This is a genomic window from Pediococcus sp. AC40 (assembly GCF_030252485.1).
Lineage (GTDB): Bacteria > Bacillota > Bacilli > Lactobacillales > Lactobacillaceae > Pediococcus > Pediococcus acidilactici.
Window position 1 is genome coordinate 445016 of the sequence record NZ_CP127012.1, and the last position, 13069, is coordinate 458084.

Below are 13069 nucleotides of genomic sequence, written 5' to 3' on the forward strand. Positions count from 1 at the left end.
AAGGGAGGTTAATAAATGGCAGATGGAACAATTAACATCGATGTGCTGTTGCACAAGGAGAAGTTCCTCCCGGATTATGAAAGCATAAAGAACCTGTTAACCAATCTAGGCACTAACACTGGCGACAAGATGGATCAGGACTTCACGGCGAATGCTGACAAGATGGCCAACAAAGCAAGGTCTGTTCATGATCGCATTCGCGAAGAGATGAGTAAGACGGTTAAACAAGTTATAAAGGCAGACACGACCGAATTTGACGAAAAAGTTAGTCGTGCTGACCGGAGCCGTCAAAAGTTCAAGAACCCGGTTAAACAGAGATTTAAGGCTGATTTTAGTGGCTTCAATCGTGGTATCAAAGGCGTAACAAGGCAGATTGACACGTTCAAGGAGCACACCCACCGCATTCGGGATGTTATGGCCGGAACCTTCGCTGGCACGCTAATTACTAATGGACTTACCGCGATTGTTAACGGGTTAAAAGCGGCCACCCAAGCTGGTATGGCTTACAACAAAGAGCAAGATACCATGCGCACCGTGTGGACAGCGTTAACGACCGAAGCACCACGTGACGGTAAGGAGCTGGTCAACTACATTAACAGCCTGTCGCAACACTCTATTTATGCGGCAGATACCATTGACCGAATGGCACAATCGTTTTACCACGTTCATTCTAACGTTAAAGAAACCAAGGACTGGACTAACGCATTCGTTGCCCTAGGTTCTACTTTGCACATGAGTAACGACGCACTGGCCGAATCAGGTGAGCAATTCGCCAAAATTGTCGCTGGTGGCAAGGCTTCCGCCGAAGATATGGCCGTAATGATTAATCGGTTCCCGATGTTTGGGGAAGCTTTGCAAAAAGCAACCGGTAAATCAATGAAGCAACTCTATGCAATGAGTGCGGCGGGGAAAATGACGGCCACACAATTCACCGATGCACTAGACTATCTAGGTAAGAAGTACAAAGGCGGGACTGCCGAAGCGATGACCTCGTTTCAAGGCATGACCATGTACATGCAATCCAGATGGCAAGTTTTAACTGGTAAAATCATGAACTCGTCCTTCAAACTCACCAAGAGTGCGGCGAAGGATCTACGTGATCTTATGTCTGACGACATGATGGAAAAGTACGCCAAATTGGTGTCCGGGGCAATTAGCAAGGTTACCGAAGGCGTTGCCATCATGGTGCACTACATTGATAAGAACAAGTCCAGCATCGTTGACATCTTCGGTTCGATTGGAGAGATTGTTGGATTAGTCGGCAAAGGTGCTTGGGATGAGATTACTGGGATGTTTAAGATGATTCCAGGCGTCAAGTCAGATGGCATTAAAGGTGTTGCCGAAGGGCTAAAAGAAATTTCTAAACATAAAGATGCTGTGGAGAACGTTGGTAAGGTGTTAGTAACGTACTTTATGGCCAAAAAGATGGTTAGCGCGGCACACACGATTTGGGACATCTACAAAGGCTTAAAGAGTATTGCTAGCATACCATTTAAGGCGATTAAAGGTGTTTTTTCATTATTAAAACCCAAAAATATTAAATTAGGCGTTAAATGGGTCGGACAGAAGACACTAGATATAGCTAAGGGAGCGGTTGCTAAATTTGGAAAAATGAAGGCAAAAGCTATAGCTGCTGTAAAGTGGACAGGAAGAACGATCATTAAATTAGCCAGAACCGCTGTCCAAGGATTTAGCAAATTAAAAAGTTACGCTATTATGTCGGCTAAATGGACAGGTAAGACAGTTGTTAAACTAGCTCAAGCGAGCGTTCGTGGCTTTGGCAAATTAAAGAGTTCTGCCATTATAGCAGCCAAATGGACAGGAAGAACTGTTGTTAAACTGGCCAGAGCATCTATTACCGGCATAGGTAATCTTAAAAGTTATGCAATCTTAGGAGCTAAATGGGTAGGCGGTAAGGCTGTTAGTTTAGCAGTTAGAGGATTTACTTTAGTGCGTAATATAACTATGACTACACTAATTCCTGCCATGAGTTCTTTATGGGCATCTATCATGTCAATTAATGCCGCCATTTTGGCTAGTCCTATTACTTGGATTATTGCTGGGATTACAGCTTTAGGCGTGGCAGTCTATGAAACGTACAAGCATTTTAAGCCATTTAGGGATGTAGTAAATGGCATTGGTAGAACCTTCGTTAAAGTTTTTAAAGGTATTGGCTCATTTGTTGGCAACATCCTTGACGGTATTTGGAAGAAAGTTACAGGCGTCTTCAACAAAATCGGCGGTTGGATTTCCGATCACAATCCATTCAAAGGAGTTAGCAAATGGATTGGTGGCATTACAGGTGGCGGTAATAAAAAAGCTAAAAAGCCTAAGAAGACCACTAAAATTGCGCATGTTTCGAAGAAGGACATTGCAAATCTAAAAGCAGCAATTCCAGTTATGAAACAATACAAAACGGCTCTCAAAGGACTCAAAGAGGCTTTGAAAAAGAACGATCCTACCAAACTCTTAAAGGCAATGAATAAGCGACTTAAAAGTAGCATCGGTAATTGGGGTAAGTTGGCCAAACCGATTAAGCAGATTGGTTCAGCTTTCAAGGCCTTAAACAGTTTTTCAAAATCCATGAAGTCGGATCCATTTAATAAGCTCAATCATGATTTACCTAAATTAGATAAGACATTGCGTAACAGCAAAATTGGTTCTAACTTGAAGAAACTCAAAAAACGACTTACTGATAACGACCCAACCAAGGTTATTAATAAAATTAGTAGAGCTATAAGTAAGAATAACAGCAAATGGTCTAAATTCGGGAAGTCGAGTAAGAAAGTCTCTGATTCAGTAGTTGCTTTAATTAAGGCGATGAAGAGCATTGACAAATCGAACTCGTTTAAAAAGTTAAAAGACCAGCTTTCTAAGCTTAATAAAACATTAGATAAGAGCAAAATTACTGACAATCTTAAGAAACTCAAAAATGGGTTAAAGAATAATAATCCTACAAGCAACTTGAAGAAGGTTACTAAAGGATTAAAAGATAACAATCCAACTAAGATCCTTAAATTGATGAATAAGGCTTTCAAATCTGCTACTAAAGATTGGAAGTCATTTGCCAAGACGGTTAAGACATTAGACAAGTCTTTAACTGGCTTATACAAGGAATTTACAAAGTTTGGTAAAGATAAATCTATTAGTAAATTGACCATGGGGATCAGATCGCTTGATAAAGTTATAAGTAAAAATAAGATTGGAAAATCTTTGAAGAGTTTGAAACAGGATTTGAAAAAATACAATCCAGTCAGTGAGCTAAAGAAGATTAGCAATCAAATTAGCAAAGACGCTAAAGATTGGAGCAAGCTGGCTAAGCCGATCTCAACGCTAGCTAAGTCCTTTAAGATGCTTTCTAAATCGATGAAGTCGATTGAAAAAGACAAAGGCTTGAGCAAGCTTAACAAGGATTTAGACAAGCTTGAAAAGACTGCTAAGAGAACCAAATTTGGCACAGAAATTAAAAAACAAATTGACGTGGCAAATAAGGCGGTTGGCAACACTGGCTTCATTAAAGTGTTCCATAACATGACTAATTCAATCGTCCACGACCTCAATCGCTTTAAGTCCAATTTTAAGCGTGATTGGGAACGGCTCTGGAAGGATGCTGCTAGCGACGAAAAGAAGGAAGTCAACAAGATTGAGAGTGACTTATCCTCGTCAACCAACAAGATGCTTAAAACTGAAAATAGTTTTAGCAACTCTTTTGAAAAGACCTGGAAGTCACTCGGTAACACGTTGCGTTCCAGTTGGAAGTCAGTCTGGAAGGACATTGCCGACCTGTCCAATTCAGGGATGCACAAAACAGCTGGTTACATTAACAGCGGCATCCAAGGCATTGACTATGTCCTTGGTAAGTTTGGCGGATCCCCCAAGACCATTTCACCGATTAAGTTCGCTAGTGGTACCGGGCTTGTGGAAAATGGCCGTTTAACTCGTGGCACATTAGCCATGCTAAACGACGGCAATGACAGTCCAGAAACTAACAATGTAGAACGCGTGGTTAAAGCTGACGGTAGCTCTTACGAACCAGCCGGCAACAACGTGCTTCAATATTTAGAACCAGGCGACGCTGTTTTAAATGCGACTGAAAATAAGATGTTTAAGATGTCAGGACTAACGCACTTTGCGGATGGGACTGGCATTTTTAGTTCATCTTTATTTAAAGGCGTTAACGGTGGTTATCAACAATTAATCGAATTGGCTGAACGGCTAAGCTCAAACGTTAATAAGTCGTTTGCAGCGCTATTCAGCAAAAAGCCAAAAATCAAGGGTGATGTGCCTAAGGCGTTCGAAACAGTGTTTAAAAAACAAGCGGATAAGCAAGGTCAGAAATGGTGGGCGACCGTTTGGGACGTTATCAACGAAGCCATTGGCGGTGCTAGTGGTGATGCAACCGGATTGCTAAAGGCCGTTGAAAAATATGGTACTGGTAAGCCGTACGTCTGGGGCGCTACTGGCCCGGATAGTTTCGACTGTTCTGGATTAGTAATGTACGCCCTCAAAAAAGCGTTTGGAATTTCGTATCCGCATTTTTCTGGTGATCAAATTGCCCGAACACAACACATTAGCAAGGATCAGCTTCGCCCTGGTGACCTGATTGGTAATGATGAACACATTGGTGTCTACGCTGGTAACGGTAAGTATTGGTCGGCCATGAGCCCAAGTTCACACCCGAACATTGGGATGAGTCCAGTGTCGACGTTCCCTGGAACGCCAATCTATGGCCGTGTCCGTGGTTTAAAATCGGAGGACGACAAAAAGAAGAAGGATACTAAGGCAGATAAAGGCTTGATTGGCTTTGTCAAAAAAGAGCTGGGCCCAGGTGTCTTTTCATTCATCAAGAAACACCTTGCACCATTAGTTACAGATTCAGACGGCGTTGGTACGGCTAGTGGTGGTAAGGTCTCCGGTGATCTAATCCGTGAAGCTGCGAAAATTGCTGGTGTTTCGATTACTAGTGGCGATATTAAGCATATTGAAAATGTTATCCAACATGAATCTGGGGGAAACCCAACTATTGTCAATCACACTGATAGGAATGCTAAATTAGGGCACCCATCTAAAGGAATTCTCCAATTTATCGATTCCACATTCCGCCACTATGCTATGCCTGGACACAAGAACATCTTGTCCGCCCTCGACCAATTGGTAGCCATGTTTAACGACACGACCTGGCGTTCTGATTTGACGCTTGGTGGTTGGGGCCCAACTGGTGCGGTTCGGCATGCTAATGGTGGCTGGGGCCAATGGGGTAAGCTCAACATCTTCAACGAAGTGCCAGGTGAACCCGAAGTGGCCATTAATCCAAACCGTGCCACAGCGGATGACCTTATTATGGAAACCATTGCGGAACGCTTGAAGAAAGCTCCGAATGGTAAGCTGGCCCACGCACTTAACGCAATTAGCCACGTGCCAGAACAGGCGCACCAATTCGCTGGTAAAGCAATCGCCAATGTTAACAATCCTACTAACACCGGGGCTAGCGTGGCAACGGCTGGCGAAGGTGGCAACATCAACACCACCGTTTACCTTGATAGCAAGACGATTGCTGATGTTACTTATCCAATAAATCAAGCACGCCAAGCTAAGCAAATAACGATTGAAACGAAGAAGAGAGGTGGATTCCACTAATATGACTGAAAGTATTTTAATCCAGCACATGGACGGGACAATGTACAATCTGGATGACCTGGACATTCGGGTGATTAACTTTGACCCGCCCAGTCCGGCATATCAACACACGTTCACCCAGATTCACCAAACGAAAGCAACCCAGACCGCCTCCCAAATTCAGCAGACGACGATTCCACTAGTGGTACAGGTTAGAGCGCACGACGTTTACGATTATGAACTAATGCGGGAACGAGTGCTGCGTGTGTTCCCCGGTTACGAATCGTTCTACGTGATTAACATGCGAATCCCGATGATTCGTTGGAAAGTTAGCGTAGATGGATTCAGCTATCCACGGCTGAATAACTTCTGGTTCACGCAACCAATCACGATTAATCTAATGTCGGAGGATGGGTTCGCCGAATCTGTTTCAATGACCAGTGAAGACAACTTCACGAAGTTTGATAATAAGTGGGGCTTAGGTATGAACCTGCCGAAAGATGTAGATTACTCATATAAGTTCACAACGAACAAATTTGACGTCTACAATCTTGGTAATATTCCACTTAAGGCAGAGGAGCGGCCGGTGTTGTACGAATTTCAAGGGACGGTGGCCAACGGGCTAACGATTACCAATAACACGACTGGACAGACTTTTAAATTTAACAGGGGGCTGAAAAAGAGTGATAAATTACAGATTTACGGGATGAAACCCGTTTTAAATAACCAATTAGCATTTCAGAATTGTAACCATGCTTATTTAGATTTAAAGGTCGGAAAAAATTCATTTGCTATTTCAGGTGCTACTGATTTTACGTTTTCAGTGGATACTCGATTTTATTACTAAAGGAGGGGTGGCATGTTAATTGTTACGGATATAGCGGGCAATCAAGCGCCACTACTGGTTAGCGACGTGCACGTGACTAAGCAACTTAATCAAGTGGAGCAACTAGACTTCACCACGGCCAACATTCCAGGCAATGAGCAGGCCTATGAAATGGTGCAAGCACGTTCGTTGTTTACCATTCCGGAAACTGGGCAGGTTTATCGAATTACCCAGGAGGACGGCCAAAGTCTTAACGATTACTACCAGAAATCGGTGACGGCGTTGCAGGTCATCCAGGACTTGGACGAGCATCTAGTCAAAACCACTATTAAAGGTAATCAAAGCCTAGACGCCGTGATGAAGTTTATCACGGCCGGTACGAAGTTCACCTACACAATCCATGATCAGGTGCCTAATCATAATTTTACTGACGAGATTGGGCGAAGCAGGGCGCTAGATTTATTTAACGAATCGGTCATTTCGGCATTCGGCGTTGAGTACACGGCGACTGGCTATCATATTGACCTGTATAAATCGATTGGCAAAAAGAACGCGTTTGTGTTTATTGACAATAACGACATCTATTCGTTGGCCAACTCCGCCGATTACACGCCTATCAGAACGCATGTTTATGGTGAGGGGCCGACAGACGATAACGACAAGCCAAAGTTTACGGCAGATTACACTAGCCCTAAATCGAGTGTCTATGGCGTTATCGATGCGGACATCTATAACGACGATACTGCTAAGGATAAGAACGACCTCATCAACAAAATGAAGGCCACCCTAGTTGATAGTCCCAGCATTCAGTACACCGCCTATCTCAATCGATTCGCCGCGGACAATAACATTGCCGACAAGCTGAATGATTTAGCGCTTGGTAATTATGGGTTTGTGCGGAGTAGGCAGGGGCTCGACGAAGAGCTGCGAATTATCCAGATTGATTTATATCCGCAAGAAAAATCGAAGGAGAGCACAGTTACATTTGGCAATTTCTTGCTAAATCCTGCGCAATTGATTGCAGATTTGAACTCCAACAAAGCCCAGGCAGCGAAAGAGATTAGCGGATTGCAACGTGGCCAGAGCAACGTTAAAGAACAGCTGGCCAAAGGGATTACTACAATATTGGACGGTGAGATTGATGACTGAACGGAGATATCTAGCGCAAGAAGGGACAAAGTTCTATCCAGTTACCCATAAGGATGCAGTTGTTGGATTAGATGTAGCCAACGCTAATGAGGATGGACTGATGTCGAAAGCTGACAAAACCAAGCTAGACAAATTACAGGTAGAGCCGATTGAGGGGCTTAAATTCAAGTCCCCTAATGGCTCTATTTTTGTACTAACGGTTACTGATGATGGCAAGCCAACATTTATGAAAGAAGGTGGTTAGGGTTGACGGATAAGCTTAAAAAGATTGACCTGGTCACTGATGACTTACATTTAGGTGACCGCGATGAAAGAGTGGACTTGATCGGTAATTTTAAAACTACCGAAGAAGCAGTCAACGCCATTATTGAGTGGCTAGATTCTGACGACACCAGTGATTTTGTTAGCAAAGAAGACCTGGAAAGTACGCTTAAAGAATTGCGTGACATGATTAAAGAAAATAACAAAGATTTGAAAGAGCGAATCAATCACATCCTGTTGGGGACCGATGTGGAATCCATCGAGATTGTAGTAACTCAAATATTAAAACAGCGGGGAGTGATTGATTAATGGAAGTTATGACATTTAACATCGACAAGGATCGGCGAAATCTTGTTGACGATAAGCAGAATTTTAGCATTGATTTCCACGATTCAAAGTATAACTGGCTACAGGCACGTCAATACGAAGAAAGTATGCGACAAGTGGAAGTTCACGTAGTGCACGGAAATGGTTCACCGGTTGATTTGACCGGGATGAATCCAGTTTTTGAAGGGTGGTTGCCAGAAGGACTTTACCGGATTATTGATGCTAAGCATTCGGTAATGATTGATGCTCAAAATGGTATTTTTAGATTTGACTTCCCAGCACCAGCGTTTCAGGTTGCTGGTTCATATAAGCAAGCGTTCTTCCGCTTAATGAAGGACGGGAAGAGTGTAACAACTTTGGAATTCAGTTTGGATGTTATGGCCGATAAGGTTATTTCTGGCCTTGTGCCATCCAACTATATTACGCCGTTTGAAGATGAATATGATAAATTAATTGCCATTGTTGAGAAAGCTGATAGTAAATTTACCGAACAGCTAATTAAGTGGAAGGACGAATTCAATAAAACTATCGGTGATTTAAATGGTGATTATTTAAGCATTAAATCATTAGCAGATGCATTAGATGCCCGTCTAAAAACTCTCGAGGACAAGATTAAAGCTGATGGGTTGCTTACGCAGGCTGATTTTGATGCTCAGATTAAAATTGTTAATCAAAACATTAAAGATGCTTTAGACAAACTTCAGGGGAATATTATCGTTGGTGACAATATTACTATCGGTAAACGGGTTAATAAAAGTAATCAATCAGCGATTGAAAATCTGCGGTCGTTGATTAATCCTAGTCTGTTCAATTTTGTATTCTTCACCGATTGCCATTACGACCAGTGGAACGCCCCGAACCGCACTGGGCTTGACCGTCTAAACAATGCACTATTGATGGACGGTTCAGTCGATGCAATTATTGCTGGCGGCGATAATGTTGATGGCGGTTCAGCATTGTATGATATCGTGTTAAGCCAACATAAGGAATTTATCAACGATATGCTTTTTTATCATAATGGTTCATCGGATAAATTTATTTTGAAAGGCAATCATGATGACGCAAGTGGGCGCCCGGTTAACTATCTCCGCACTGGTGATACTCAATTCGCCGGTACCACGCCAATCCCAGCTGCGGACTTAAAGCGAATGTATAATAATTCGGCGCTACTTAATGGAGAAATACGGGACGGGAATAGTAACTATTTTTATAAAGATTATCCCGAAAAGAAAGTGCGGTTAATTGGGCTTGATTCCAATGATACGCCTGAAGTACTCAAATCAGACGGCACATTGAAGTATCTTGGATTAATCTACATGGGATATCAAGAGAAACAAATCAATTGGTTAGCTAATGTTGCTTTACAAAATGTGCCAGAAGATTACACAACTGTAATTGTAGGACACATTCATGCGGATGCGATGAAAGATAGCGTGGACGAAAATAACATCTTCGGAGATCACTATTACAATGTGGACTTAGTTAATCAGGTAATCAACGACTTCATGCGTGGCACATCCAGCATGGTGACAAGTAACACGAAGAATTGGGAAGTTTCTGTTAAATCTGACTTCACAAGCCAGGGTAAGCGAATTATGGCGGGTTACATTCACGGACATCAGCATCAAGATAATTACACTAGTGACCTTGGATTTAACAACATTGGGATCACATGTTCCGTTGGAAGCGACGCCAGCAATCCCAGTGACGATGGTTGGGTCGTAGTAAGTGTGGATCCGGCAAATCAAACAATCCAATTAAATAACTTTGGACATGCTACCAGTCGAAGTTTCAAATTCATTAACGGATAATAGGAGGGATAATTTTGGCAAATGAATCAATTAATAATCCAGCGCACGATATAGTTAATAGTTTAACTCCCTATGTTAATAGGGACCAGGCAATTACCGAGATGGGGATGATGGAGGCCATCCAAAAGCTAGCTGCGGTTGTCGATGCGCACATTGGTAGTGGGGTTAATGCTCATACTCCAGTTAGTCGTTATCAGGCAGGCTTTATGACCCGTGACTTGTGGCTAAAATTTTATGAGATTGCGGGAAAGCGAACTTACAATGGTGGCGGTCAAGACATTATGGCGTTAGAGCCAGGAAAATATTACGGTCTTAAATATAAAAATGGTCCTTTAGCAGCCGATGATGATGCGCTTGTGACGGTTGATGTTAACGAAATTGAAGGTATTGGGAAACAGATTATCGTTATTAAATCATATACTGGGCAGGTCTACCTATATACGCAACACACTAATGGAGCTGGGACTAATTACAATGCACCGAGCGTTTGGACAGCAATTCCTAGGTTAGCAACTCTGTGGGAGGGTAGTATGACTACTGTAGGTACTAATTTCACCTTAGCTGACAAGATTGAAAAATACACACGATTGATATTTACAATAAACTCTAATAACGGGGCATTTTATGATGTAACAACGCCGGCGGTGGGGAACACTTTTAAAATTAACGCCATTCAACATCAAAATACGCACTTGGGTATGAATAATTTTGAAGTAACGCTTACTATTAGTGGTGACTCTGGCAGCATTACTAAAAATGTATCCGACGCTTATAACGAAGGCACGGCTGGACCGGTTGCGGCTTCGAACCTAGCATCAATTCGCAAAATTGTGGGGGTGGTCCAATAATGCTTAGTTTAAAAGTCGATCAAAATATTATTGTTGATTATGCCATTGGTAGTGGACTAGTTGGTGACAACGTTATTCAGTATGATGGAAAAATACCAGATGATTTCTACGAAAATTATAAGCCGTCTTTTTATTTGCTAGAAAATAATGAGATTGTTGAAAATCCTAATTACGTGGCACCTAATCCACCAGAGATTGAGCCAAATAATCTTGAAAAACAAGTAGCAACGCTTGGTTATCAGCAGATGGCAGATATTCAAACAATTAATGCACTACAACAACAAAACGCAAAAATGGCGTACCAGATTATGACAGGAGGTAAGTAATAATGAAATTTCCAGATTATGATGCAATTAAATATTGGTACAATACTACACCTAAATTATGGACGATTGATATGGTGGCTGAAGCGGTTAAATGTGGCAACATTACCGCTGAGCAGTACAAAGATATTACCGGAGAAGATTACGTAACGCCTACACCATAGGCGTTTTTATTTTGGAAAAATTAAGGAGAAAGAAGGTGTAAAATTGCACACACTGTTGGGGTTGTCTTGGGGGGAATGGGCATCGATCGTAACTATCATTCTTTTTATGGCAGGCATGGTTAGCCTACTTTTTAAGTATATCGTTTTTGGTCCATTTCAGGACGACATAAAAGATTTAAATAAAAATTTTAAAACACTTAATGACAATCTACGAGAAATAAGGATTAGTGTTGCGGAATTAGATAAGCGAGTAGACGAGCACGATCGGCGGTTAGACCGCCACCACGAAAGGATTAAGGACTTACAAAACAAAGTATGGGGAGGAAATTAATAATGGAAAAAGCGAAAAACATCAATTGGCATGACGGTAAATTGTGGGCAGGATTGATTAGTTTACTAATCGTTTTAGTTCAACAATTAATGGTAGCATTTGGCTACAATTATCCAGTCGACTGGCAAAGCATTGTAGGGATTATTAACACCGTACTAACTCTACTAGGAATGCTGGGAGTAATTAGTGATGTCACGGCTGTTAATACTGAAGGGGGTAAGGCTAACAATGAAGCTAAAAAATAAATTAATTGCTGGATTGGTCGCTGGAGCAGCGGCCTTTTTTGTTGGACTGAATCAACAGGTGAGCGCGGCGACGATTAACAATGACTACGCTCTTAGTGCAAGCGAAGGTTCACCGCTACGTACCAACAATAACGTAATTATTGCGCATGCTACAGCAGTATATGCTCCTGCTAGAAATGTAGCTACTTATGAGAAACGTGAGTGGTATAACGCTGGTGCCTACGTTCAGTACATCGTTGGTGATGGGGGTAAGATTTATCGTGTTGGCGCCGAAGGTTATCAAGCATGGGGTGCTGGCTCATGGGCTAATGCTAATGCACCAGTTCAGATTGAACTTGCACAAACGTATGACAATGCAGAATTCCATAAAGACTATGTAGCCTACGTCAACTTGTTACATTCAAGCGCAATTAAATATGGAATTCCAACCGATGTTGATAGTTCAGCATGGCGAGGTGTTAAGTCCCATCTTTGGATTACTAATCATGTTTGGGGTGACCACACCGACCCTTACGGCTATCTAGCAACTCATGGCATTACTAAGGCTCAATTTGCCCATGACGTACAATATGGTTTCAGTTCGTCGGGTAATGATGTAAACCATACGCCTAAGCCGACACCTAAACCAGTAAAACCTGCTAATAAGAAGCAAGTAGATGTAACCTACGCAATGCATCAACGTAATGGTCACTGGTTGTCGCCAGTTAAGAACGCTGGTTCTGGTGTCAACGGATTTGCAGGTATGCCATACAGTGCGCACGATTTGCTTTACGTTAAAGTTAACCGTGGCTCAATTAAGTACCGGGTTCACACAATCGAAGATGGCTGGTTGCCTTGGATCCATAAAGCTAACAAGAACGACACAGTTAACGGTGTAGCTGGTATTAAGGGACACACAATCGACGGCGTCCAGATGTACTACACAACGCCGGAGGGCGAGACTTATCAACAAGCATACTACCGCTCACAATCAACACAGCGAGCTGGCTATCTCGGTGCCTGTGCCGACAATGGTTCTGTGGCTGGGTTTGATTCATGGGCCGGAATGTACGGCGAACCACTAGACCGGTTGCAGATTAGTATTAACGACCATAGTAATTTTTAAGCTTATTAAAATTAGGAAGTAATTATTTAGCCTCTGTCTTCGGACGGAGGCTTTTTTATTTTG

At 42.3% G+C, this 13069-nt stretch carries 12 protein-coding genes; all 12 read left to right on the forward strand.

The features are described 5' to 3' along the window. Window positions 1-15: 15 nt before the first annotated feature. The 12 genes from NL111_RS02155 (at window position 16) to NL111_RS02210 (ending at window position 13006) form a co-directional block, all read left to right on the forward strand. Window positions 16-5637 carry a tape measure protein gene (locus tag NL111_RS02155; protein ID WP_285110397.1) on the forward strand — a complete coding sequence of 1874 codons (5622 nt, stop codon included), beginning with the start codon at window positions 16-18 and terminating at the stop codon, window positions 5635-5637. A 1-nt stretch (window position 5638) separates the two neighbouring features. Next, the gene (locus NL111_RS02160) at window positions 5639-6463 is read left to right on the forward strand and encodes a phage tail domain-containing protein (protein WP_285110398.1); all 825 of its coding nucleotides are present in this window, start codon (window positions 5639-5641) and stop codon (window positions 6461-6463) included. A gap of 12 nt (window positions 6464-6475) precedes the next feature. Beyond that, window positions 6476-7591 carry a phage tail protein gene (locus NL111_RS02165; protein WP_285110399.1) on the forward strand — a complete coding sequence of 372 codons (1116 nt, stop codon included), beginning with the start codon at window positions 6476-6478 and terminating at the stop codon, window positions 7589-7591. Further along, entirely contained in the window at window positions 7584-7835 is a 252-nt protein-coding gene (locus NL111_RS02170; RefSeq protein WP_152688872.1) for a hypothetical protein, read from the forward strand. The genes NL111_RS02165 and NL111_RS02170 overlap by 8 nt, the downstream gene beginning before the upstream one ends. A 2-nt stretch (window positions 7836-7837) precedes the next feature. Continuing rightward, window positions 7838-8161: a hypothetical protein gene (locus tag NL111_RS02175; RefSeq protein ID WP_285110400.1), complete on the forward strand. Its 324-nt coding sequence runs from the start codon at window positions 7838-7840 to the stop codon at window positions 8159-8161. Next, on the forward strand, window positions 8161-9990 hold the full coding sequence (locus tag NL111_RS02180) for a BppU family phage baseplate upper protein (RefSeq protein WP_285110401.1): 1830 nt from the start codon (window positions 8161-8163) through the stop codon (window positions 9988-9990). Before NL111_RS02175 ends, NL111_RS02180 begins: the two co-directional genes overlap by 1 nt. Before the next feature lie 14 nt (window positions 9991-10004). Then, entirely contained in the window at window positions 10005-10838 is an 834-nt protein-coding gene (locus NL111_RS02185) for a hypothetical protein (protein WP_285110402.1), read from the forward strand. Next, window positions 10838-11164, forward strand: a complete 327-nt coding sequence (locus NL111_RS02190) for a DUF2977 domain-containing protein (protein ID WP_285110403.1) — start codon at window positions 10838-10840, stop codon at window positions 11162-11164. Before NL111_RS02185 ends, NL111_RS02190 begins: the two co-directional genes overlap by 1 nt. Before the next feature lie 2 nt (window positions 11165-11166). Continuing rightward, a complete protein-coding gene (locus NL111_RS02195; RefSeq protein ID WP_285110404.1) occupies window positions 11167-11325 on the forward strand; it encodes an XkdX family protein in 159 nt (52 codons plus the stop codon). 106 nt (window positions 11326-11431) lie between these two features. Next, the gene (locus tag NL111_RS02200; protein ID WP_285110405.1) at window positions 11432-11656 is read left to right on the forward strand and encodes a hypothetical protein; all 225 of its coding nucleotides are present in this window, start codon (window positions 11432-11434) and stop codon (window positions 11654-11656) included. A gap of 2 nt (window positions 11657-11658) precedes the next feature. Continuing rightward, entirely contained in the window at window positions 11659-11901 is a 243-nt protein-coding gene (locus NL111_RS02205; RefSeq protein WP_274584043.1) for a phage holin, read from the forward strand. Continuing rightward, window positions 11885-13006, forward strand: a complete 1122-nt coding sequence (locus tag NL111_RS02210; RefSeq protein WP_285110406.1) for a peptidoglycan recognition protein family protein — start codon at window positions 11885-11887, stop codon at window positions 13004-13006. The genes NL111_RS02205 and NL111_RS02210 overlap by 17 nt, the downstream gene beginning before the upstream one ends. Window positions 13007-13069 lie beyond the last annotated feature (63 nt).

What these genes read in the sequence shown, in the direction of transcription:
- NL111_RS02155 (WP_285110397.1), top strand. Translation starts at nt 16, where the DNA reads ATGGCAGATGGAACAATTAACATCGATGTGCTGTTGCACAAGGAGAAG.
- NL111_RS02160 (WP_285110398.1), top strand. Translation starts at nt 5,639, where the DNA reads ATGACTGAAAGTATTTTAATCCAGCACATGGACGGGACAATGTACAAT.
- NL111_RS02165 (WP_285110399.1), top strand. Translation starts at nt 6,476, where the DNA reads ATGTTAATTGTTACGGATATAGCGGGCAATCAAGCGCCACTACTGGTT.
- NL111_RS02170 (WP_152688872.1), top strand. Translation starts at nt 7,584, where the DNA reads ATGACTGAACGGAGATATCTAGCGCAAGAAGGGACAAAGTTCTATCCA.
- NL111_RS02180 (WP_285110401.1), top strand. Translation starts at nt 8,161, where the DNA reads ATGGAAGTTATGACATTTAACATCGACAAGGATCGGCGAAATCTTGTT.
- NL111_RS02190 (WP_285110403.1), top strand. Translation starts at nt 10,838, where the DNA reads ATGCTTAGTTTAAAAGTCGATCAAAATATTATTGTTGATTATGCCATT.
- NL111_RS02195 (WP_285110404.1), top strand. Translation starts at nt 11,167, where the DNA reads ATGAAATTTCCAGATTATGATGCAATTAAATATTGGTACAATACTACA.
- NL111_RS02200 (WP_285110405.1), top strand. Translation starts at nt 11,432, where the DNA reads ATGGCAGGCATGGTTAGCCTACTTTTTAAGTATATCGTTTTTGGTCCA.
- NL111_RS02205 (WP_274584043.1), top strand. Translation starts at nt 11,659, where the DNA reads ATGGAAAAAGCGAAAAACATCAATTGGCATGACGGTAAATTGTGGGCA.
- NL111_RS02210 (WP_285110406.1), top strand. Translation starts at nt 11,885, where the DNA reads ATGAAGCTAAAAAATAAATTAATTGCTGGATTGGTCGCTGGAGCAGCG.